Source organism: Yersinia ruckeri ATCC 29473 (assembly GCF_000754815.1).
Classification (GTDB): domain Bacteria; phylum Pseudomonadota; class Gammaproteobacteria; order Enterobacterales; family Enterobacteriaceae; genus Yersinia; species Yersinia ruckeri.
This window is the reverse complement of record NZ_KN150747.1, coordinates 220,023-242,172: the sequence shown is the minus strand read 5'-3', so window position 1 is coordinate 242,172 and position 22,150 is coordinate 220,023. Positions and strand designations below refer to the sequence as shown.

Here is a 22,150-nt window from a genome sequence, read left to right as displayed (position 1 = left end):
CTTCGTTCCATTTTTATTCTCCATTAATTATATTTTTTGCTCACGTATTTTAGTTACAACGACTTTATAATTATCTGCATCTTGAGGGAATATTTTTGTCCAACATTCAATTAATTTTGGATCTTCACTGGTTGGTCTCGGGTGGTTCAATTTTAACCGAACTCGTGATGGGATTTTTATAGCTTCACCAGAGATAACGGCTTCACCTATACGCAAAGATGCAAGAAGATCCATAAGACTGTTTAGATTATCAGGCGCTGATGATTTTACTATAGATTGATCGCTTGAATTGGTAAGCCTAAGAGCTATCAGTGTACCAATTTGGGAAAGTATAGTCTCTGACAGCTCTGAGGGGCGTTGAGAAATTACCAGCGCCCCTACGCCAAACTTTCTACCCTCTTTAAAGATTTTTTCAACAGCAGCTTTCGAATAATTACTCTTATCATTTTTCCCTAGATACGTATGAGCTTCCTCGAATGCTAAGAGCAATGGTCTTTGCTTACCAGTATATGACTCTTTACGTCCCCAGAACATGCTGTCGTAAACAAATCTTGTAATTAAGCCTATGGTTATATCTAACACCTCAAATGGTACGCCGCTAAGATCTAGTATTGTTAATCGCTGTTCACAGCCGATCCAATCAGTTAGTAAATCATGCAAATCTTTTTTAGAATCTGCTGTTTTGTAATCACCTGGATTGAACAGAAAATCGTATCGGGTATCTCTGAGTCGAGAAAGTAATTTCTTTTCGTAAGAAAAATACTCTGCGTGTTGAGATTTATATGGGGCTATGTTGCCCATTGCATATGCTTCAAAGGTTGCCGGAGTCAATTTTTCTGCATCCCCAGCAACCAGTTCATTTGCTGTATCTCTAGTTTGTTCATCTTTCTTTGCAGAAGAAAATGATGCATTAAGTAACCAATTCATCTCATACCATAGCCGCCTAGCACTAAATGGAATGGGTGAGTCCGCTGTAATAAGATTTTCATTAACAATCCCAGATTTTAAATTTAGATTTTCTTTCTTAAGTTTTGTTACAAGATCTCTCAGTAAACGATATTCTATTCTTTGTTCATCACGGTAATCAGCACCTACAAGAAAATAGGCAAGCTCTTCAAATGTCATAAGCCAAAATGGTATTACCAATGGGGATTCTACTTCATTAATTCTAAGTACTTTGGCATCAGGAAATGCAGATGCATATTCCCCATGGGGATCTACCAGTATAATCCTTGAGCCAATATAGCCATGTAAAATAGATTTCAAAATACTTACGGTAGTATTAGATTTCCCGCTTCCTGTTGAGCCTAAAATTCCACAATGGCGTAGAATCAAATTATGTGTATCTACATAAACGCCTAAGTTTTCAGAAGAAGAATGTTTCCCAACCTCAATGGAACCGGCATCTTTTTCGCCATAAATTTCAAATAAATCGTGTTCAATTACAAGGTGTACCTCATCGCCTATTGTAGGGTAAGTTCCCACACCTTTTTCAAACTCACTGTCACCTATTTTTTCACCAATAAGCTGAACTGAAAGGAATTTCGAGCTGATTCTATATTCGTCATCACTGTTTTCTGCAAATGGTCTGTCACTTACCGCAGCAACGATAGCGTAGATAGTAATATTTCCCATTGGCATTTTTACAAATGTGCCGATCTGGCCTATTTTATACAGGCGACCGTTAATTATCGGAGCTGCGGAAGGTATTTCTGATGAAACCTCTACCTCTACAGTACTGGAGTCAACACGAATAACCTTGCCTAAATATGTAGAGTCACTCTTCATTTATTGATACCTCGATCTCGCTGCTTCGACCAGAATTACCAACTAAGAACTCAACCAAATAATTAAAATCACCCAGCAAGAACCTTTCTTCCTCAGCATTCCAAAAACCATCACCTTTTTCTTTATTTTTTAGCTCAGATTGATCAAAAACCCAACTCCCTAACGTTCCGTTTATAATCGCAGTTGTTGGTCCGAATACCGATAAATTTAGATACCCAGCTGAGAGTAAATGCAATTTTTTGACTTCACTATCTGCATAGAAAAAGACAACAACACTAAGCCTATTGTTTTGCCTCAAACAATTGAAAATAATTTCATTTATATGCTGGTAATCCCCCCGAAAAACCGGTGTATTTATAAGTAGAATTTTCTCGTAATCTGAACCGGGGAGATCTCTATGAAAAAATCACGTTTTACTGACAGCCAGATCATGTCCATCCTGAAGCAAGCCGAGGCCGGAACACCTGTGACCGAACTGTGCCGCGAGCATGGCATGAGCAATGCCAGTTTCTATAAGTGGCGTTCTCGTTTTGGCGGTATGGACGCCTCCATGATGACCCGTCTGAAAGAACTGGAAGACGAAAACCGTCGCCTCAAAAAAATGTATGCTGAAGAACGGCTCAAAGCCGAAATCATTCAGGAGGCCATGGCAAAAAAGTGGTGACGCCATCGCGTCGAAAGCAGATGGCACAGGATGCGGTCAGAAACCGAAACGTCAGTGTGCGTTTTGCCTGCCAGTTGTTTGTTGTCAGCGAAAGCTGTTATCGCTATCAGCCTCATCTGAATGAAGAAAATGATCTCATTGCTGACTGGTTGCTCCGCATCACTGACAGTCAGCGCAACTGGGGATTTGGCCTGTGTTTTTTATACCTGCGTAATGTCAAAGGCTTCCGGTTCAACCACAAAAGGGTATACCGGATTTACTGCGAGTTGTCGCTGAACATGCGAATAAAGCCGAAGAAACGACTGAAACGGGATAAACCTGAACCGCTGGTAGTGCCTGAAAACAGAAACGAATGCTGGTCGATGGACTTCATGCATGATCAGCTATCGGATGGTCGTTCAGTCCGTTTACTGAATGTTATTGACGACTTTAATCGTGAAGCGCTGGCAATTGAGGTGGATTTCTCCCTGCCCGCGAGTCGGGTAATCAGAACGCTCGAACAACTCATTGAGTGGAAAGGGAAACCGACAGCAATACGGTGTGATAACGGGCCGGAATATACGGGCAAGATGCTGATGTCATGGGCGGTTCATCAGAATATAACCCTTCGTTTTATTCAGCCCGACAAACCTCAGCAGAATGCCTATATTGAGCGATATAACCGGACGGTGCGTTATGACTTGCTGGGGCAGTACCTGTTTACATCACTGGATGAATTGCAGAACTATGCCACTCAGTGGCAATGGTTTTATAATAACGAACGTCCGAATATGGCGTTGAATGGCTACACACCGATGCAGCATATACAGCGTATGGCCTGATTCTACTTATTGCCTCCGTTAAAAATGGGGCGATTACCTGCTGATCTAAAAAAGAATATCCGGTGAAAATGAATAGAAGCTCACCACTTAATAAATAATTCTTAAGTCGATCGAAGTAAACTAAAAAGGGTTGCCTACGAGATAAGTCATATTTCTCTTTTGATGGATAAATGACTATTTCATTTTTCTCTTCTTCAATTTTATCTATTTTCCCAAGGCGTATAACTTTATGAGATTTTAGATTTTCTCTTTTTTTCCAAAACCAGCTAAGGGAACCATGTATCTTCCATAATCGAATCCAGTTCTGAGTTAGATCGTTTCTACGAACAAGTGTTTCGACACTTTCTTGCCAAAAAAAAGGCTCATAAGAGCCAACAAAACCATCAAAATATGGTGCGCGAATTGCTTCAAGAGATTTTTCTATTATCAGGTCATAATTTGTAGTAAAAATTTCTTTTGAAAAATCTCTGTTTTGCATATTTAACCATGCGAAAAATTTCTTTGGTGCAGTCAGATCAGCGCTAGCTTCCTTCTCAGTGATTAGATTATAAATATTTCTGCAAATTTCCACATCCAGATCACGTGCATTCGTGCCAGTAACGCCAAGAAACGCCCTATCAGCTCTCTCTTCCGTAATTTCACGAATTCGTCTTATCTGGTTAAGAATATCTTCGATACTAATCGTCTCGTCAGGTTTCGATAAGTCAGTTTTAATAATATTAAAAAGATCTGATAATGGCTCTATTAATGCTTTTTCGACTTGAACAGTTAATTGAGCTATGTTTGGCAAGCCCAAAGCACAGGAAGTACCGGCCCCCATAAAAAAGCCAATATTTTTAGCATAAGATAGTTGACTTTTTAGCTCGCGAATTTCTTTAAGTATATTTATTTTTTCCATAGATTTTAATTCCCTATCATAATTCGTTTTGTATTACCTATTCTTTTATTCAAATAGGTAGTTGTCAATCAAGGTTAATTTAATATTCTATTTCTGATGTTTTCTGCTTTGTTTCTAATTTCTTTAACCGAAAATACGTTGCTCGTGAAGCCCGAGTTCTTTCTAGTGCTATTTTTTCTGATTGGTTTTGATTGATAAGTTGCCAGAAAAATGCTGATTTAGAGTGTGGTTTTCGCCCAAATTTGACACCTAATTCCATAGCTACAATTCTGCCATCATTAGTGCGTTCCAGTATACGTTCTCGTTCTGCTTCTGCAACGGCAGCCAAAATTTGAATCACCATTTTCTCCTTTGTTCCTTCAGTACTTAACCCGTTCTCCAGAAAACGAATGGGGCTATACCTTTTTTATAACAAGCACCAACAATGTAGATCATGTCTGCGGTATTGCGCCCAAGCCGGTCCATTTTGGTACAAATAATGATGTCATCCTTTTCTGCACGGGCAAGTAATCGTTGTAAGCCTTCACGTTCATATGTGGCTCCCGACATTATGTCGGAAAAAATCCGGACATCTCTGACGCCTACACATTTAAGCTCAGTAATTTGTACCGTCAGTTTCTGATGGATGGTTTATACTCATGTTTAGTGCCGTTTTGGGTAGTCTTAAAACTTATAACATTTGAGATAATTAAAAATAGACCAACGTCATAATTATGCAAGGAGTGCTAAATGCCTATCGATTTTTTTGACTGAAGAGCAGAAACAAAGTTATGGACGTTATGCGGTAGAAGCGAATGAAGTAAAACTGTAGTTATCCCGCATAATCGTATCATTCACATTTAGAGTTCTTCTTATCTGAGCCTATAAACATCTCTGGTTATTATTAATTAAAATAGAATATGCAGTACTATAATTATAAGATAAAATTTAGGTTAAAGTATAAAAAAATATACTAACATTTTATTTATTAACACAACTTAATCATCAAGCCAGCCAATGTTTTTATCTATCAATCGTTTCATAACAGTAGATATAGAATTGGATGTTTGAGTTTCAATATTATTGTTATTAGGAATATTTTCATAACATAATGGAAACTTTCCGAATATGGCCCCATTTAAAATGAACAAATAATTATCCCCTTGTGTAGAATTACAATAAGCGCATGTATTGGCCCAATAAGAGCCATGAAATTTTTTAGAATAAATTAATTTAATAGTATGCGGTCTCGGTAATAAAGGCTCATCAGAAGAAAATGGGACGCCAGGCCACCAGAAAACCGGAATCTCATTTTTACATTTAAAACATACCTCAACACCGGCAATATAGTAAAAAACTCGAGAATCTGAAATGGGAGAATATAAATCTCGATTAATACTATAATGATCAGCGACTGTTTGAATATGTTTTATTTCTATATTACAGCTATCACAGAAGCCATCTTTAAGTCTACTTTTTTTCGGCCGCCAATAGTAAGGATTATTAATTACAGACTGGGCATCAAGTTCAATCCAAAATAACTTTAGTCCTTTTGCCTTTTCACTATTTACTTCATTAGTAACAAAAATCTCTATAGCAAGTCTCATTTCATTATTTTTAAATCCAACAATATCACAAATATAAGGAGGTATTGATACTTCTTCTTCCGCTCCTGAGAAAAACCCTTTTTTTAAACGAACTACATATTCGTCGCCACAACTACGACAATAATTAACTAATTCAATTTCATTAGTTTCATTTGAGTTACTGATGATAACATTTTTTATTAACCTCTTAGCTGTCTTGTGCAAGATTGACTCAGGACTACAGCCAGATTCAGCAGGATGAGAAAAATGCTTTGCACGAATTTCTCCTGATTTATACACCAGCTGAGTACTACAAGCAGGGCAGAAATATGATTGACCTTTAACTATATTGTCAACAGAAACTAAATTCCCGTAAGTATCAAGACCAAAAGGTACCTTTAAAATATCCATTGTGCTCTCCCAAAAACTTACTAGAAACATGAATTAAGTAAGTTATCATCAAATTATTATATTTCAGTTATAATTATCAGATTAATAATTTATTTATTCTCCCCTTTTATTTCAGAAACTAAATCCTCGACTGAAGGTAAGCTTTTATTAGCACAAAAATTCTTAACCGTTAATACAAGTGAAATAAATGCTGAAATGGAGAATATCAAGTTAAGTGAGCTGGAAGTTATATACTGAAAATCTTTAAAATCAGCTGTAAATATAGTAATTATCAAAGTAAAAAAAATCCCACAAGGCAACTCCCAAGACTTAGAGCGTATCGCTTTATCCCGATATTTATCTAAAATACGTAGCAGCTTATCCTCTGTTACTTGAATTAAGTATGTTGTTGTGTTTTTTGATAAACCACCTAATGGAATAGCTTCAGGCAATTCAAATCGTGGAGTTTCATTCTTCATATGTATTTAACCAGAACTGTAATGATAAATGATTAGTAGTCCCAACTCTACTATTAGCCATCATCATTTCCACATCGGCATTAGTTTCTATTTTTATAAGTTTAAACGGTTCATTTAGCGTTGTGGCCACACCATTCCAATTATGTAATGTCATAACCATCTTGCCATCGATAGTTGAAAATGATACAGATTGATTATCTGCATAATCATTAAATTTTAATATCATTGGAAAATCAGTCGTTTTGGATAATGATGGACAGTCTTTTTCCTCTAAGGTTAATATAAATTCAAAATTCATATCAACTGGAATAAGGAAGGACGCGCCACCAAGATATTTTCTTTTCCCTAACTTTGCATTTATCATCATATAATAGACCTTAAAATATTTAACTCTAAATGATAATATAGCAATTCTCGGTCATATTGCCAATGAAAATGGCAGTTTTTAGATAGTTCACCTGCTTCTCTAAAAATTATTTTTGGGTAAAAACCCTTAAACTTAACTATAAATGGTAATATTTTTACTAAAAGCCAAGGGTTGTATCTAATTGAATTAAAATGAAAAATAGTAATATCATTGCAGTCTAAGTACTTATACATTATTCTACATAAACATTTTTAATATGACATATTCGGACTATAAGCATGGGAAAATCAATAGCAAAAGATGAGATATACTATATTTATGTCTTACGTCTTGAAGGGGGAAGTTGGTATGTTGGTTCAACAAAAAGATTTGAAAACAGAATGCGTAGCCATTTTGGTCAAGGAGGCTCTATAGCAACAAAGCAGCGTAAGGCTATTGCTATAGATAAAGTTTTTGAAATTAGAGACTATCAGATCCAGTCTTTCTGCGCCCATGAGAAAGCGGAAATCCTCGTAGCGATACATTATGCGAATCAGTTCGGTGCTGAGAATATTAGAGGCGCAAAACATGGTAAGGGCTGGGATGATAAACCGACGGAAGGCAATTTACGTGATATAAAAAAATGCTCACAATTTGCTTTAACATCTGATGGGAAAATATTAATTTCAGCACTGAAAGTTGTAGACCATAGGGATATTCTCATCAAAACTCACAGGGTTGTTAACTAGATATTTTAAGTCCCCTATCTATGGTAGATTATTGCACAACATACATACAATATTAACTTCTTATCTTTAATAATTTCATTATTTTGAGAAAAATTTCCGTTTCCTATTGTCCATCCAAGCCAGCCATCCAATGCGATGAGCCTTGGCATCATTTAGTGCATGATGCCAAGGTCCATATTTATCATGATAATGGCAAACAGCATCGTGATAGATACTTGTATTAATAAGGTGTCTTAAATCAAACCAACCAGCATTTAAATTAAGAGGTCGTTCCGCAAAAAGATCCGTTAATAATTTTACATCAAGAGAATCATCAGCACATATTGTTATTGAACGAGGTAGGGTTAAAAACCAAGAGTACAATTTATTTGTTAGCTCTTGCCTTGACATTTTATATATAAAATTTAGTTGAGGTAATACATTTTCAGTAACAAATCTATTGCAAAGAGTTGAGTCAAAATCATCAAGCTCAGCATAAAATTGGTACTGACCATCCTCGGAAACCATACCAATGCTGATTAACTCTGGAACTGAAGGGTTTGTATACTCGGTGTCGATGAAAATCAACATACATTTAACCCACCTGTTAATAGAGAATATAACTATATTATAAATTATATCCATTATCTATCAATATAAAAAAATATATTATCTTGGCTAAATGGCTTTACAAATCTAGCATCACAAAAATTCCTTCGCCCTAGAACAATATCATCTGAATTATCTGATAAACTAAATAATTTTATAGAATGACTAAGTGGACATGTTTTTTTGTGATGAATACACTCAAAGCAATTTCTATTTTTACTAACTAAAAAAGGAATCTTAATTTCGTGTGGAAAACAATCTTCACATGAAATTTTTAATTCATCTAAAAAATGGTTAATAAAGTAATCATATGCTACCGGTATATAATATTTAAAACTTGCTAGGATATGCTCTAGACTTTCAATGTTTGGTTTTAGATTACCATTTGAAGAGTATCTAATTATATTAATCCAATGAGCTGCATTAAAATCAAGATTAAAAGCATTTCCTTTATTAAAAATGACTATCCAATGTACAAAGATTTCTATTGCGCAAGGTGATATAAAAGAATCAAGAGTTTCATTATCCCTAGGTAACCCCAAATCAAAATATGTCTCATTATTTATATTTGGCCAACAGGTTGTTAAGCAACATGGACATACTCCAGTCAATGCTGCTTGAATTTTTTGTAGCCGGTCACGTTTACAGCAAGAAATTAAATGAGAAGTCTTGATAAGATTCTTATGATGAATACGACATCTACTATGTGGCTCTTCCCAATCACTCTTAAACCAAGAGATACCATTTTCTTTTATTTGCTCGTAAAAACAATCTACACAAAATTTTATTTCAATGTCAGGTATTTTTTTATTTTTTCTATAAAAATCATGATCTACATATCTATTGTAGAAGATTTTAGAAAAAATTGACAAGACAGATTTTGGATTTGTTTTATAAATTAATGAAGACTGCTTTAATCTTCGGTTAAAAGAATCATACATATCCAATGGCGGATATGGTTGAAACATATATTGATAGTCTGTTTTTATATTAGGAAAGAAAATCCATTTACTACCTGCCGAATTAACCACACCTAACAAATCATTTTCATTTATCAAAGCTCCATAACAATACAAAATACGAAATACAAATCCACTTAATGATTCATCCGGAAAAATAGTATTAGCAATAATAAGCACCCTCATAAGTTTTATTTATAGTATTACTCCGAAAGTATATTTACTTTATCTATTTCCTTAGTTAAACGACTAAAAACATCTAGCGTTAATGGTAGTCTTTTTTTATTTTTTGTTAACCAGCCATGCCCCCCAAGAATTCTATCAAGTTGAGTACGTGTAATTGTACCTCCTTGTTCCTCTATAATAAAAGCGACTTCTTTCGATAGAATTTTATCCCTTATAGCCCAATCCACACGAATCACACATTTTGGCTTATTGGCAGCAGGTAAATGGCACTCAAGCCACGATGGACAGCGCTGATATAACCAAAAGAATGCATTACTACAAGATCTTTTAATATCTTGCCTGCATGCATATGGATTATTTTGAATGAATCGAATTATTTGGCATTTATAGGAACGTCGCTTAGATTCAAATTTACATTTTTTTCGAAAATCGACAAGCCCACTTGTTGTCGAAATGATTATCTCAACGCTACCTTTTGATATATTAAATCGACGTGCAATTTCTTTTCGATGAAAACCTTTTCTAGCCAGTTGAATCACATGGAGTTTAATGTTTTCTGTGATTTTTTTTGGCTTAAGTTTGACTGGGATATTATACTTGAGCGCTACTGTTTTCACATAACATCTACTTTTGCCAATATGCAACCCAACATTTTCCATAGAAATACCCCGATATAACAAATCACAACAACGTTGTTCGAGCGTCACATCTCTCTGAATTAATGTTAGAGGAATAGAAACTGGGAGCAGGTCAAAGCGAACGCTGGTTATTAAATTCGCTTTCAGGCTTGACCGAAACAGCTTGGTATCTCTCGCCGTGAACAGTTTGCAAAGTGAGAAGAAAATCAGTGGTGACAATTATTGGCTCGCCAGTATTGGGGTGAGTTGGATGTTCGACACCAATTGTTTTAGCTATTTTTTGAGATACATTCAGTGGGAGAAGGGGAAACTGCTCTCGTATGTCTATAACATCATCAGTAAATTCGGCCAAGTAAAAGAATTGTGTTTCTAATGAGGATAGAAAATGGTGCACCCTCGGAACCTTTCTGCCGAAAACTTGAGAGCGGACTCCTTGAGATTTTACATCCTGAACTCTTAACCAAGGTTTGTACTCAACGCCAGCGCCAATCCCATATTTGTCTTTTAGTGCCCGCTGATAGTCCCCGAGAGTTTCAAGCTTTCGTCCTTTTCCCATAAGGTTTCCACAAACATTTCACATGATTAAAATTTAGTCTATGAAAAACATGCGGGCAAACTTTGTTGTATAAAAATGCGCTTACGGGCAAACTTTATTGCTTACGGGCAAACTTTATTGTCTCTGCACAAGTTTGTGTAAGAACAATAATGTTTGTCCCTTATGGGCAAATCAGACAATAAAGTTTGTCTGTTAACTGGGTAAATTGATTCCTGTAATTTGATACAATATTCTTATAAACAGAGCTAACACGCTGGAAAAGTCACATGGCAGAACCAAAAATCTTTAAAGCACCGTGTCCAACATGGTTGCGGGTTGCGATTTTTCAGTCATAAATTAGACGTAGTGGCCATTATGTTGCTGACGGCCACCTTGATGAATAATCACAACTGGTTTAACGAAACGTATACAATTTCGCTTTGTTTCTAGCACCCCCACTCATAGATATACGTAGAAAAATATCTATACCCCATATCAAAAGGCAATGGTATATGTAGTAAACAGGGTTAAATTATCCTAATCTATTCCCTATTGGAATTCAGGATAAAAAATTATTACAAGGTAATGAGATGCAGTTATTAAATTTAAATATTGACCGTATCATCATCCATCAGGTCTACCAAAGAGACGCTGAAGGCCAGAAAAAAAAACCAATGCAAAGCCGAGATTTTACCCGTTTTTCTTATGAGGCAATGGAAACTTTCAAACAAAGAGTTATTGAGGCTCTGGGGTCAAGCTCGCGGGCAGTACAAATGGAAATTACCAATCAAAAAGAAGCTAAGGATCTTCCTCTGATTGTTGAAAGAGCTGTAGAGGAAGCTGATGATACTTTCGCAGTGTCATCTTACGACTTTGCCACATCACTTTCAGATGCCCAGCAAATCAGAACAATACCGGGTGGAATTGTAGTTGTATTTACTGGTACCCAAGGTCATCCAGCCAAAAATTTCTTAGGAATTATCAAAGCAGAAACACACAGTGCCTATGAAAAAGAAGTTGATGACAAAACGGGTGAAATATCATTGAAGTATGTTGAAGAAGTACTCTTAACACCTAGCTCCAGGCTATATAAAACAGCGGGTTTTTTTGAAAAGGATGTCTATGATTCACCCTATAGCAACTTAAATGACAAATGGGTTGTGATGGTATCTGATTCTCAGATAAGTAAAACAGGAGGAAAAGCTGCTGCTAAATATTTTTATGCTGACTTCCTCGGTTGCGGATATCCCCAAACGAGTGCGAGAACTACTAAACAATTTTATGATGAAACTAAGAAGTTCATTGCCGAACTAGATGTACCTGAATCCAAGAAGAGTGATTATATTAATGCCCTAACAACTTATCTCAAGGTAGACACCTCATCTTCTATTGGCACTGCGGATTTTGGTGCAACATATTTTGAATCAGATGTTCAGGATGCTTTTTCTGAATATATGGAAAACGCTGGCATTCCGACAGCTTCTTTTACTAAAGATATTGAACACATTTCAGGTAGTCTGAAGTTCAGAAAAGTTAGCTTCAGTAAGAATGTTAAAATCTCCGCACCGTCAGAGTCCTTCAAGGAGTTGATAACCATGACAACAATAGATGGAGACAAAGATGAATCAGGGGTGGCGGCGGAGTGGACACAAGTGATTATCAAGGACAAAATAGTGACGCAGGAATGACCGAAGCTGAATTTCAAGCAAAATGGCTCCAAGAAGAGTCTGTCTATAAATCTTGGGGCCAATTTATTGTTCAAGAAATTACTTCTTCTATAAAGGAGAGAGGTAAGGATCTAGATACCTTTCTCAAATTGCCTGCCAAACATCGGTTAAAAGATGAAAAGTCACTAATCGACAAAGCATTTTATCGCGCTGGTAAGCATTACGCTGACCCATACAATGAGATTGAGGATAAAGTAGGTGCACGGTTTGTAGTACTTGTCATTGAAGATATTGAGCTTATATGTGATATCATAAAATCGTCTGAATTTTGGTCATTCGATGCCTGTAAACATTTTAATATAGACAAAGAAAATGCTCCGTTATTATTTACTTATCAATCAGTTCATTTTGTCTTGCGGCCTAAACATGCAATAACCTTTAATTCTGTTGATATCCCAATTGATATCCCCTGCGAAGTTCAAATTAGAACGTTACTTCAGCATGCACATGCTGAGTTAACTCATGATGCTATTTATAAGGCTAAAACAGCGATAAAACCAAAAGTTCACAGGACTGTTGCTAAGTGTATGGCCCTTATAGAAACAACTGATGATTTTTTTACTCAGGTAAGTCAAGAGCTTAATCAAGGTGCAATAGAAGAACTAGGTATCATTTCCAAACTTGATGCTTTGTATTACAGTTTTACAGGAATAAAAGCCGAGACTCAGAAATCAATTCTGACTATTCTGGATGAATTTGAAGATTTAATAGATTCAGAATTAATTGGAAAGATTGAGATATTTGTGAGAAAGAATAAAGTTATCCCAGAAATTATTAAGTCCAAATATACTGATGGCGCTCTCTATAAACAAAGCACTATTTTACTTATTTATTGGATGCTTAAATACAAGAAAAATAAGCTGTTAGATAACTGGCCGTTAGACAGAAAGATGCTGATTCCATTGGCTAATGATCTTGGAGTTAGCACCCTAGACTATTGAGTATTCTCATTTAGTTATCCCCTGAAACTAAAGTCCGCTTGTTAGTTTAATATTAGGCTTATTCATTTTGATAGTAAAAATCTCTTACTTTGGCAGTATTGCTATTTCCTATTGTTTACAAGAATATCCCTAATTGACTGTTATCCATTATCGTAAAAATGGCTTCACAAGCGGCTCCTCCAGCATTCCGATATCCAGTACTTACAGATACTGCGGGTCAAAACGTCGACTTCTCACTGACCGCCAAACAGGGCGCGGCAGCTGCATTACGCTTCTTTCACAAGGCAATTCGACACCACGATTAACCTGAGATAGTGACAATGGCGCCAACACGGCAGCGCCGACCACACTCAACACCGGCAAGCCAGAAGAAAATGTAAGTATCCCAACTTTAGTTCCACACACTTTTTGAGATTTCCGGTTTCTCAGCCATTAGCCGGTATTCTTCCGGTGTCAGGTTATTCAGGGATTTATGGGGACGCTCACTGTTGTATTCATTCAGCCAGCGCTCCGTGATTTCCCGTACTTCATTCAGTGTTCTGAACAGATAAAAATCCAGTATTTCTGTCCGGTACGTTCGGTTAAATCGTTCGATAAACGCGTTTTGTGTTGGCTTACCTGGCTTGATAAATTCCAGCACTACACCATGCTCTTCAGCCCATTGCGCCAAAGTCAGTGATATCAGTTCCGGCCCATTATCCATCCGCATCTTCAGCGAATATCCACGGTTTGCTACTATCCTGTCCAGCACCCGGACGACCCGCTGAGCAGGGATATTCAGGTCAATGTCGATAGCCAGCGCCTCGCTGGTTAAATCATCCACGACGTTGAAAGTCCTAAAACGTCGACCACATGTCAATGCGTCGGGCATAAAATCGATGGACCAACTTTGGTTAAGTGCTTCCGGCGTTGCCAGCGGAGCCGGATTGGGCACCGGCAGGCGTTGTTTACCCTTACGACAAAAATTCAGTTTCAACAGACAGTAAATCCGGTGTATACGCTTGTGGTTCCAGACGTGCCCCTGCCTGCGAATTACCTGAAAAAGCTTCTTAAAGCCGTAACGAGGATAGCGCTCGGCCGCCTCGGTCAGCACCTGGCTCACCGGTTCATCACGTCGCGTATCCAGTTGGTAACAAAACACCGTCCTGCTGAGCGATAACGCCCTGCATGCCTGGCGTATGCTCATCGTAAACTGCGCGGTCAAATAGTTGACAAGCTCACGCTTTATCGCTGGTTTTAAAGCTTTTTTTTGATGATGTCTTTCAGAGTCCGGCATTCCAAACTCAGTTCGGCAAACATCTGCTTCAGACGACGATTTTCGTCTTCAAGATCTTTGATCTTTTTGATATCAGCGGCTTCCATCCCGCCATATTTCGCCTTCCAATTGTAATAGCTGGCTTCGGAAATAGCGGCCTCGCGGCACCGGTGCGTCTGGCTTCGACAGACTTCAGAACGGCGATGATCTGGTGCTCGGTGAATCGGATTTTACACATAGCGATCTCCTCGGGGACATAATCAGTATGTCGGAAGATCTCTAAAAGTGAATGGGCCGTTTTGAGGGGATACTTACAAAAACATCATCATTATCAGGCAGAAAAATCTATATGAATAGCCGGGTTGGATAAGATCATCGGAATATCAAACAACGGATATGGCCGATGCTGGGATTTAAATCATTTCATCGGGCGCAAACTATATTGGCGGGTATTGAGTTAGGGGTTCGAGGGCCAACGGTGCGAAAAAACACGTTAAGAAGCTAATATTCTGAAATATCTAGGTTTATGAGACTACATATTAGGGGCGAAAAAGTGGTTCCAAATATCTATTTTTGGTCATTTTGAGACTGGATCGTATCAGAGTCGATTTATGAGACTGCTTAGCAGTGGTTTTTAACATCACTGGACTTCAAACCCCAAGTCTACCTCTAGAGGCTAAACTACAAGAACTGATTTGGTGACTAATTCCCGCGAAGAGCTCAGTTACCGTCCGGATTCAAGAGTTCGATGCTCAAGGATCCGGCGAGAAACCGCCGAAAGGCGGTTTTTTCGTTTCTGGACAGAAGATTACGCTCAGAATAAAAGGATCTCAAGAAGTTCATTTGCCAAATTTTTTCGGACTTTACAAAATAGATCTAAAAGTGCACACTTAAAATTAGCAAGTTATCTGTGTTTCTGTATAGATAAGATAATTATTCTTATATAAAATGAATAGAAAGACAAATAGACACAAATGAAAATGAGGTATTTACATGGATAAGAAATACTATATAAATAATGTCGGCTGGGGTGTTTTTTTTCTGTGCGTTTTTTTATGGCAAAGTAACACTTGGCTAGAAAATAATTTAATTTTAGCTTGGTCCATATTAATTATAAGTACATTACTATACCCTTTTTCAAAAAAACTAATCGAAATAATAGCTCTTATTTATACTAAAAAAGAATTTTGGCATAAAGGAATTTTTAGCGAAGATATAGGTAAGAATGGGCTTTACGCCATTTATTATATATTTTGCTTTATATTTTCTATTCCACTTGGAGTTTTATGTATTATTTTTTTAAGTATAAAAAAAAGCCCTATCAGTCGATAGGGCCTTAAATTTTAAAACATTATAAGTCAAACACGTATTTATTTATCTTTTCAATTAACGCATCATTAATTAATGTGCTGGTAATGACCATTAGCAAACCAAAACCTAAAATTCCTAATGGAGATGCAGTCATGACTCCAAAAGTAAATGCAACTAACGAAGCTGCCCCTCTCCCAGCAGCCAACGTTTCTAGCTTAACGAGTAAAGGTCTCCAATTTCCCGTTTCCATACCGTTATTAATTTCTTTTACAACATCTACTCCATCAATGGCCTTACCTACTAATCCAAACGCCTTACTGAACTTGGCCAAATTCTTTGCCATCAGGTCTCGGTCAATCGATTCCAGCGCCTTCGCTATCGCCTCTCGGTCTTTCACGCTAAATTTTTTATTCAGTACATCCTTATAATTATCAAAAGCCTTTAATGCTTCATCAACACTACGGAGCTGCTTTCCTTTAGCCGCCTCGGCCAATTCCTGTGCTATTTTAGCCGACTGAACACCATACTTTTCTGTCACTGTCTGATAAAAATCCGCAGTAAATTTAACCGCATCTTTCACCGCGTCATTTTCTTCTTGAGCTTTTTTATCCTCTGCTACTTTTTGACGAACCGCATTCAGGTGAGCTTCCGCTTTGATTTTCTCCTGCCGCATTTGTTCTAAACGCTGACTCGCTGCATTGGCTTCGTTTCGGGACTGAACCGCAGCCGCGCGCTCGCTGTTAGCACTTGCTTGCTTCTGATCAGCGGCTTGCTTCTTACGCGATGCTTCCGCATTCATAGTCAGCGCCATATGATAAAGCGCGGGGATTGAAGGGTCTAATGCCCCCCCTTTAGCGAGATTCGCGAATTTATCCCTGAACTCCTGAGCTTCTTTTAGCAGTGGTGAGACTTCATTCTGGAGACCATTAGCAACAGCATCATGGTTCGCGGCTCGCTGTTCTGCGGATGATTTATCCTGCAGGGCCTGATCCATACGTTGCTGAGCTTCATTCACCTGCCGTTCTGCCACTTCTACGGGATGGGCCGCATCCCACTTAGCCGCATCTTCCGCCGCTTTTCGTTTTATCTCTGCCTCTTCGGCCTGACGTTTAGCCTCTTCGGCCGCCAGTCTAGCCTTTTCCGCGTCATTATTAGCAGACCCGCCACCGTTACCGCTATTACCACTGCCATTGCCTGATTGGCGTGTCGAACCTATCAACTGACCTGCAGCGTTATAGCTGTTTAGCCAACCGCCTTCTGACCGCTGTGAGGCCACTTTAAACGCCCCCTCACCCGAACCGACTCCGCCTCCATGACTTCCTCCTCCACCAAGGCCAGTCGGGCCACCATTTACTCCACCTGTACTATGGGCTCCGCTGTTATGGCCTTTACCATCTCCACCACTCATCGTATTTTCCTCTTCGACATAATTAAAAATAAAACAAAGAAACAACTGTATATAAACACAGTGCTTTCAAAATACTATGCCTGATGTCTTAAGCTGTCAAGGAGAGCATGAAAAAGTGTGGGGCAATATCAGCACCCACACGGGGAGGATTATCCCCGTCGGAGCAATTTTATTTGTTGGCTGGCTAAAAGATCAGCAGCGCAGCTTTTACTGACTTGCCTACGCTAATGCGACAGAGCCCCAAAACTCTGTTACCTGCGTTTTTTGATGTCAGTAAGAGGGGGACTTATCAGACAGAACGATACAATTCAAAATTAGCTATTGCGTCATAAGAGCATGGATGCCTCACGCTCTTTACTTATTCCCAAGCTTTAACTCAATATTTCCCAATAACAGTGGGTCTAGATATTTTATCTGAACTCAGTATCTTTAATTTACTTTTTTTTCTAATTTATTTATATCTTCACTATTATAACTATGACGTAGTGCATTTAATAGAGTAGCGTTTATAACTTTAAATAAATTATCTTGATGTTCTGACTCACTTAACTCCAGCCCAACACATTGCAATGATGGGGTAACTGGATTATCGCTAAACACATCATGTTCAAAAGAATGAAAGCTATATAAATTACCCTGCACATCTGGATATAATATAGTAAATGCATCAACAACCGTTGCCCCACTCCCTTTCAAGTGTATTCCATGAACATATTTCATTGTACATTCAGGCAAGTGTTTATCTACAGCCAATTTAGCGCTAGTATATTTAGCATCTAAAATAAGTAGCTTTCGAAAACCATTGGGTAATTTAATCTCAATAACAATATCTGGACTTCGATGAGCGTATCTATGTGAATAGTCTCGCTTTCTAATACCTGTTTTCGTGGAAGAAAGGCCTTCAGTGTTAATAAAAATCGAATCTGCTATATTCCGATTCTTATTCATCCAGTAAATAGGCTCACGGAACAATGTTATTTCATTTCCAACACTATCCTCCCAGTAATTACCTATTTTCTGTTTACCATCAAAAATACCAGATAGCGTCTCTGCTACTCTATAAAAAGAGTATGATTCAAATAAAATAGGAATACTTTTTATCGCAAATAGATTTTCATAAACTGACCAATCAGGAGAGCTTTTTTCAAACCAATTGATGAAATTAATAAAAATTGAACGATAAGCTGTATTTGCCGCCGCCTTTGGAGTAAGGATAGGCCTTTGTTTCAATACTTGACTAACAGGAAGATAATTATCTAAATGAAATTTTAACTTTGTTGCTGAACTAGCTAACTTCTCACATCTTGTTATCTGACCATTTAATAAACTCTTTCTGAATTTGTTAATTTGATCAAAAAATGAAGAGTATCCATCTGGTTTTGGGATTGATAATTTAGATGATTGAGGAAAAATATTATCGTATGAGGAAATTTGATTGGAAATTTCAACAATCAAAAGGTCTAAGAAACCATGAACGACCCAGTTTTCATAAACATCGGTATTTTCCTCAAGTTCAGATACTTGAAGAGAAGATGCTCTATACATTCTAGTGCCATATATTAAATGAGATTGATTTATATCATCGCACTCATCTAATACAGAGAGGTTTGACATTAGCCAACCTAATGATGAATCATCAAAAACATTATAGTCATTAGGGCTAATTATCTTCTGAATAGGTAAAAGTTTAGTTATGGGTTTTTTCAAAATTTCTGGTAATAAAGTACAAACAAGTTGAAATGCATATTCCAATCGTTCTAAATTACTTCGAGGGGAGTTTACTCCATCCTTAAAGCCCGAGTTATATTTTGTAGTTTGGAAAATAGAATGGAGTTCATCATCATTTAATTTTGCCAAATAAGATAACATATATTCTACATTTTTAGCATTAGCTTTAGATGCAAGTACCTCTATAGGTTGGAAGTTGATGAAATCAGGATCAATGAAAGAATGGCTAAAAAGTTTTACCGTAAACTCTGCAATGCCAAAATAATTAAAGAATAAGTACTCATACTGTTCACCCCACCTACGTTTAGGCTTCCAAACAAAAACAGTACGCCCTTCATCTTCGAGGATTTCCGTTGCTATTATCTGGTGGTCATATAACACTATTTCAGCTTCTGAATACGAACCTATAACTTCTAAGCGCAACTCTAATGCTTCATTTTCCTTTACCCATGAAGTAATGGAACTGTGTGAACTCAGCTCACCCAAATTTATTACTAACCCACTACGATCACCTGAAAGTATTATAATATCAAGTTGCATGTTCGCATCCCGAACTTAAAAGTATGAGAAAGAGCTCGTAAACTCATTTCCAGTAGTAATAATTCGTTCTAATTGTGCGGATGACCTAGGGTAAGAACGTCCAAGAATATCCGAGAGTTCTCCTAACCGATTTTTGAAGCCCTGACCATAACCCTCTATATGAGGTAATATATGTTGTTCAATCGAGAAATCCATCGCAATTTCATTATCTAAAATAGGGCTAACAACGGAACAGTAGTTCGTAATGGCATTAACTTTTCGTTTACTAATATGAACTGAATTCCCTAATTTTGAGTCTCTTTTTGATAAATGTTCAATAATACGATTTAATATTAAGTCATTTGCTTTTGATAATTCAATGTCTTCTCGAGGGGATAATAGTTTATTCAAAGTCTCGATTCTTATTGTCCCTTCCAATTTTTTTCCAGCAAAATTGTGCGCCATATCATTAGAAATATCTAAGTTTATTATAGGAGCCCTATCAATTAGCCTAGGAGATAATCGTTCAGTTGTTGAATCATTATTTATAGTTGCAATAAACCTAACGGAATTATCAATATTGATGAATCTTAGATCATCTTTTGGTATTCCTGTATCTATCGCCCTTGAGCAATATTCAGCATCACATAGCCCTATAAAATCAGACCAATAATGTTCCATTGATGATAAATTTGCTTCATCTAGAAGTATTAATTTTTGAGCACCATTACTCTTATGCTGTAAAAAACCATATAACCCTGTACGTGATTCTTGGTAAACACCCTTCAGAGAGTTATAAAAGCCTAGAATATCCCGGCTTGATACCCAACCGCGCCCGACAGGCACAAACAAAAAATTCTTATCGCCTGCGGGGCTCCCTAGATGCAGGGACTCAGCAAGTCTCGTAGCAGTTGATGTTTTCCCAGTCCCAGGGGGGCCACTAAGAACTGTAAGGAAAGATTGATTAATTGAAACTATAAGATTGGTCATTTCCTCTTGAGAGAAATCTCTACCACCATCCTCGGAAAATTTGGAGCATAAGCAATCAATCAGATCTTCGACTCGCTCAGGTTCATCACTAGTAAATACAACAGGCTTAGCATCAAACATTGTCGTATCAAGATAGGACTGACCATTTAATACTTTATTGATGGCTTCCATCTCACCAATTTTTTTAGCAAGATCTTGATTGTTTGTAGTTCTTAAGACATCTTGATATCCATCAGCAGTAGACTTGAGAAGCATATTATGTTCTTCAAGATAGTCTTTTCTTTTATTTAATTGCACAGCCTCATTAGCGATATTAAGTAAATTTGCTCTTTTTTCTATATCTATATTTATTTGGGATAGATTCTCTTTAGCTTTGTCAATTTCAGTTGAAAGTTTTAATTGTTTTTCTTCTAATTTTTTCTTTATAGCATCTTCTTTTTCAGCTTCAAATTCAGCGATTTTATTTTCGACTTCACGCTTCTTACTTTCAACTTTTTGTTCATATTCATGTAGCTGATTTTCTTTACTAACTAATGTCTCTTCAAGACGACTCAGGCTGGAACGAATTCGACTTTCCTCTTGTTCAACATCATCTCTTACTTTTTCCAAATGTTCTTGCAAGAGTGAAGACTTATTATCTTCGATATACGTTTCTAAAAAACGCATTCCAGCATTCGTGTTTAAATATTCCTTTATCAAGGAATAACCAATATCAGACTCTGACAAGTACCGATCTAGTAAATTCTTTAATCGTTCAACTCTTTCATATTGTTTAAAAATCTGATTGGTTTTCTCACTTTCAGCAATTATTTGTTGGAGACGTTGGGCTTCTTTTTTTCCTAAAGGCTGTGCTTTTTTGCCAAAACCTTGAGCATTAACAACTTTAATTAATTGATCGTCAGAAAGATAGTCAATACTTTTTGATTTATATTTTGAAATAGTCTTGAAAGACGATACATATAATGTTTCAACATTGTTTTCTATAACTGTAACAAGTGCTTTTTCTAAATCACTAACTTTGAAGCATCCTAAAAAACCTTTTCCATAACTTAGCAATGAGTGGACATGAGGTTCAATTATATAACGTTTGTCATCATTTTGAGTACTAGTTAGTGGGCCATATAAATCCGTACCATCAAGAATAAAAAATGGTTGTTTTAACGGAATAACATCCTGCGGCAACATTCCATTTTGCTTATCCGGCAGACTAATTTCTAATACTGGTAATAGCGTATTCTGAGCAAGATTTTCTGCATCAGAGCCCATTGCCCAGTATCGTGATTTTCCATCCTTTATACTTTTCGTCTCATCGTAAGAGTGGGCAGCTAATACGAATAAATCAGTTACTCCAAAACGTTCGTCAACACTTGGAAAACCCTTTGTAATCAGTATATCGCTTGGATAATCCTGCTTACTTATAGGTTTAAAAACATCTGGTTCAATTTCTTCCAAAAGTGGGATTACAAATCCCTGATTCTCGTTTAATAGCGTTGATTTTTTTACGATAAGTTTTGGCAACGGATCCTGATATACCATAGGTAACCCCATTAAATTACATAAAATATCAGTTTTATACATTAGCTGATGTACAGGGAGATTCGCAAGTTTTCGTTAACAATTAGCCCATATTTTCAAAATGTTAAATGGTAAAGTTTGTATGTTGCT

19 protein-coding genes and 4 pseudogenes are annotated in these 22,150 nt (G+C 37.1%); 7 read left to right on the top strand and 16 right to left on the bottom strand.

From position 1 onward, the window contains the following. Positions 1-27: 27 nt before the first annotated feature. Positions 28-1,788, bottom strand: coding sequence for an ATP-binding protein (locus DJ39_RS01005; RefSeq protein ID WP_038251101.1), 1,761 nt, complete (start codon positions 1,786-1,788; stop codon positions 28-30). After that, positions 1,778-2,086, bottom strand: a complete 309-nt coding sequence (locus DJ39_RS01000) for a hypothetical protein (protein WP_038251099.1) — start codon at positions 2,084-2,086, stop codon at positions 1,778-1,780. Before DJ39_RS01000 ends, DJ39_RS01005 begins: the two co-directional genes overlap by 11 nt. A gap of 99 nt (positions 2,087-2,185) precedes the next feature. Here DJ39_RS01000 and DJ39_RS00990 point away from each other — a divergent pair. Beyond that, positions 2,186-3,273, top strand: a protein-coding gene (locus DJ39_RS00990; RefSeq protein ID WP_115369940.1) for an IS3 family transposase whose coding sequence is annotated in 2 segments (ribosomal slippage) — positions 2,186-2,438 and positions 2,438-3,273 — 1,089 coding nt in all. Because the reading frame shifts where the segments join, the coding sequence is not laid out codon by codon here. A 52-nt stretch (positions 3,274-3,325) separates the two neighbouring features. Here the strand turns inward: DJ39_RS00990 and DJ39_RS18195 are convergent. The 6 genes and pseudogenes from DJ39_RS18195 to DJ39_RS00970 all read right to left on the bottom strand — a co-directional run. Beyond that, a pseudogene (locus DJ39_RS18195) lies at positions 3,326-3,751 on the bottom strand (SIR2 family protein); the annotation flags it as partial. 499 nt (positions 3,752-4,250) lie between these two features. Further along, positions 4,251-4,514: a hypothetical protein gene (locus tag DJ39_RS18310; RefSeq protein WP_004723371.1), complete on the bottom strand. Its 264-nt coding sequence runs from the start codon at positions 4,512-4,514 to the stop codon at positions 4,251-4,253. Positions 4,515-4,537: 23 nt separating this feature from the next. After that, positions 4,538-4,774, bottom strand: coding sequence for a recombinase family protein (locus DJ39_RS18305; RefSeq protein WP_329955086.1), 237 nt, complete (start codon positions 4,772-4,774; stop codon positions 4,538-4,540). A gap of 374 nt (positions 4,775-5,148) precedes the next feature. Continuing rightward, positions 5,149-6,147, bottom strand: a complete 999-nt coding sequence (locus DJ39_RS00980; RefSeq protein WP_038251097.1) for a competence protein CoiA family protein — start codon at positions 6,145-6,147, stop codon at positions 5,149-5,151. Between the two features lie 89 nt (positions 6,148-6,236). Continuing rightward, entirely contained in the window at positions 6,237-6,605 is a 369-nt protein-coding gene (locus DJ39_RS00975) for a hypothetical protein (RefSeq protein WP_038251095.1), read from the bottom strand. Further along, positions 6,595-6,972 carry a hypothetical protein gene (locus DJ39_RS00970; protein WP_004723373.1) on the bottom strand — a complete coding sequence of 126 codons (378 nt, stop codon included), beginning with the start codon at positions 6,970-6,972 and terminating at the stop codon, positions 6,595-6,597. Before DJ39_RS00970 ends, DJ39_RS00975 begins: the two co-directional genes overlap by 11 nt. Positions 6,973-7,250: 278 nt before the next feature. Between DJ39_RS00970 and DJ39_RS00965 the strand changes: the two genes are divergently transcribed. Continuing rightward, positions 7,251-7,700 (top strand): GIY-YIG nuclease family protein, encoded by a 450-nt coding sequence (locus DJ39_RS00965; protein WP_004723374.1) that lies wholly within the window; start codon positions 7,251-7,253, stop codon positions 7,698-7,700. 78 nt (positions 7,701-7,778) lie between these two features. Here the strand turns inward: DJ39_RS00965 and DJ39_RS17070 are convergent, their stop codons facing one another. The 4 genes from DJ39_RS17070 to DJ39_RS00945 form a co-directional block, all read right to left on the bottom strand. Beyond that, the gene (locus tag DJ39_RS17070) at positions 7,779-8,270 is read right to left on the bottom strand and encodes a 3'-5' exoribonuclease (RefSeq protein ID WP_049688048.1); all 492 of its coding nucleotides are present in this window, start codon (positions 8,268-8,270) and stop codon (positions 7,779-7,781) included. A 53-nt stretch (positions 8,271-8,323) separates the two neighbouring features. Beyond that, the gene (locus DJ39_RS00955; protein ID WP_147288323.1) at positions 8,324-9,427 is read right to left on the bottom strand and encodes a hypothetical protein; all 1,104 of its coding nucleotides are present in this window, start codon (positions 9,425-9,427) and stop codon (positions 8,324-8,326) included. A 23-nt stretch (positions 9,428-9,450) separates the two neighbouring features. Further along, complete coding sequence (locus DJ39_RS00950) at positions 9,451-10,092, bottom strand: TnsD family Tn7-like transposition protein (RefSeq protein WP_052068566.1); 642 nt, start codon at positions 10,090-10,092, stop codon at positions 9,451-9,453. Between the two features lie 91 nt (positions 10,093-10,183). Next, entirely contained in the window at positions 10,184-10,627 is a 444-nt protein-coding gene (locus DJ39_RS00945; RefSeq protein ID WP_038251610.1) for a TnsA endonuclease N-terminal domain-containing protein, read from the bottom strand. 569 nt (positions 10,628-11,196) lie between these two features. Between DJ39_RS00945 and DJ39_RS00940 the strand changes: the two genes are divergently transcribed. The 3 genes and pseudogenes from DJ39_RS00940 to DJ39_RS17675 all read left to right on the top strand — a co-directional run. Beyond that, positions 11,197-12,294: a nucleoid-associated protein gene (locus DJ39_RS00940; protein ID WP_004723213.1), complete on the top strand. Its 1,098-nt coding sequence runs from the start codon at positions 11,197-11,199 to the stop codon at positions 12,292-12,294. Beyond that, positions 12,249-13,274: a GTP pyrophosphokinase gene (locus DJ39_RS00935; RefSeq protein ID WP_230596551.1), complete on the top strand. Its 1,026-nt coding sequence runs from the start codon at positions 12,249-12,251 to the stop codon at positions 13,272-13,274. The genes DJ39_RS00940 and DJ39_RS00935 overlap by 46 nt, the downstream gene beginning before the upstream one ends. A 206-nt stretch (positions 13,275-13,480) precedes the next feature. Next, positions 13,481-13,647 (top strand): annotated as a pseudogene (locus DJ39_RS17675) (IS6 family transposase); the annotation flags it as partial. A gap of 18 nt (positions 13,648-13,665) precedes the next feature. On the opposite strand, the pseudogene DJ39_RS00930 reads toward DJ39_RS17675, so the two are convergent. Further along, positions 13,666-14,767: pseudogene (locus DJ39_RS00930) on the bottom strand (IS3 family transposase). A gap of 132 nt (positions 14,768-14,899) precedes the next feature. Between DJ39_RS00930 and DJ39_RS18190 the strand changes: the two are divergent. Together DJ39_RS18190 and DJ39_RS00920 are read left to right on the top strand one after the other, a co-directional pair. After that, positions 14,900-14,989: pseudogene (locus tag DJ39_RS18190) on the top strand (IS6 family transposase); the annotation flags it as partial. A gap of 533 nt (positions 14,990-15,522) precedes the next feature. After that, the gene (locus tag DJ39_RS00920; RefSeq protein WP_038251089.1) at positions 15,523-15,861 is read left to right on the top strand and encodes a colicin E1 family microcin immunity protein; all 339 of its coding nucleotides are present in this window, start codon (positions 15,523-15,525) and stop codon (positions 15,859-15,861) included. A 19-nt stretch (positions 15,862-15,880) separates the two neighbouring features. On the opposite strand, the gene DJ39_RS17065 is transcribed toward DJ39_RS00920, so the two are convergent. The 3 genes from DJ39_RS17065 to DJ39_RS00905 form a co-directional block, all read right to left on the bottom strand. Beyond that, entirely contained in the window at positions 15,881-17,248 is a 1,368-nt protein-coding gene (locus DJ39_RS17065; RefSeq protein WP_050777626.1) for a colicin-like pore-forming protein, read from the bottom strand. A 429-nt stretch (positions 17,249-17,677) separates the two neighbouring features. Then, positions 17,678-19,516 carry a hypothetical protein gene (locus DJ39_RS00910; RefSeq protein ID WP_004723224.1) on the bottom strand — a complete coding sequence of 613 codons (1,839 nt, stop codon included), beginning with the start codon at positions 19,514-19,516 and terminating at the stop codon, positions 17,678-17,680. A 15-nt stretch (positions 19,517-19,531) separates the two neighbouring features. Continuing rightward, complete coding sequence (locus tag DJ39_RS00905; protein ID WP_038251087.1) at positions 19,532-22,021, bottom strand: ATP-binding protein; 2,490 nt, start codon at positions 22,019-22,021, stop codon at positions 19,532-19,534. Between the last annotated feature and the right edge of the window lie 129 nt (positions 22,022-22,150).

What these genes read in the sequence shown, in the direction of transcription:
- DJ39_RS01005 (WP_038251101.1), bottom strand. Translation starts at nt 1,788, where the DNA reads ATGAAGAGTGACTCTACATATTTAGGCAAGGTTATTCGTGTTGACTCC.
- DJ39_RS18310 (WP_004723371.1), bottom strand. Translation starts at nt 4,514, where the DNA reads ATGGTGATTCAAATTTTGGCTGCCGTTGCAGAAGCAGAACGAGAACGT.
- DJ39_RS00980 (WP_038251097.1), bottom strand. Translation starts at nt 6,147, where the DNA reads ATGGATATTTTAAAGGTACCTTTTGGTCTTGATACTTACGGGAATTTA.
- DJ39_RS00975 (WP_038251095.1), bottom strand. Translation starts at nt 6,605, where the DNA reads ATGAAGAATGAAACTCCACGATTTGAATTGCCTGAAGCTATTCCATTA.
- DJ39_RS00970 (WP_004723373.1), bottom strand. Translation starts at nt 6,972, where the DNA reads ATGATGATAAATGCAAAGTTAGGGAAAAGAAAATATCTTGGTGGCGCG.
- DJ39_RS00965 (WP_004723374.1), top strand. Translation starts at nt 7,251, where the DNA reads ATGGGAAAATCAATAGCAAAAGATGAGATATACTATATTTATGTCTTA.
- DJ39_RS17070 (WP_049688048.1), bottom strand. Translation starts at nt 8,270, where the DNA reads ATGTTGATTTTCATCGACACCGAGTATACAAACCCTTCAGTTCCAGAG.
- DJ39_RS00950 (WP_052068566.1), bottom strand. Translation starts at nt 10,092, where the DNA reads ATGGAAAATGTTGGGTTGCATATTGGCAAAAGTAGATGTTATGTGAAA.
- DJ39_RS00945 (WP_038251610.1), bottom strand. Translation starts at nt 10,627, where the DNA reads ATGGGAAAAGGACGAAAGCTTGAAACTCTCGGGGACTATCAGCGGGCA.
- DJ39_RS00940 (WP_004723213.1), top strand. Translation starts at nt 11,197, where the DNA reads ATGCAGTTATTAAATTTAAATATTGACCGTATCATCATCCATCAGGTC.
- DJ39_RS00920 (WP_038251089.1), top strand. Translation starts at nt 15,523, where the DNA reads ATGGATAAGAAATACTATATAAATAATGTCGGCTGGGGTGTTTTTTTT.
- DJ39_RS17065 (WP_050777626.1), bottom strand. Translation starts at nt 17,248, where the DNA reads ATGAGTGGTGGAGATGGTAAAGGCCATAACAGCGGAGCCCATAGTACA.
- DJ39_RS00910 (WP_004723224.1), bottom strand. Translation starts at nt 19,516, where the DNA reads ATGCAACTTGATATTATAATACTTTCAGGTGATCGTAGTGGGTTAGTA.
- DJ39_RS00905 (WP_038251087.1), bottom strand. Translation starts at nt 22,021, where the DNA reads ATGGTATATCAGGATCCGTTGCCAAAACTTATCGTAAAAAAATCAACG.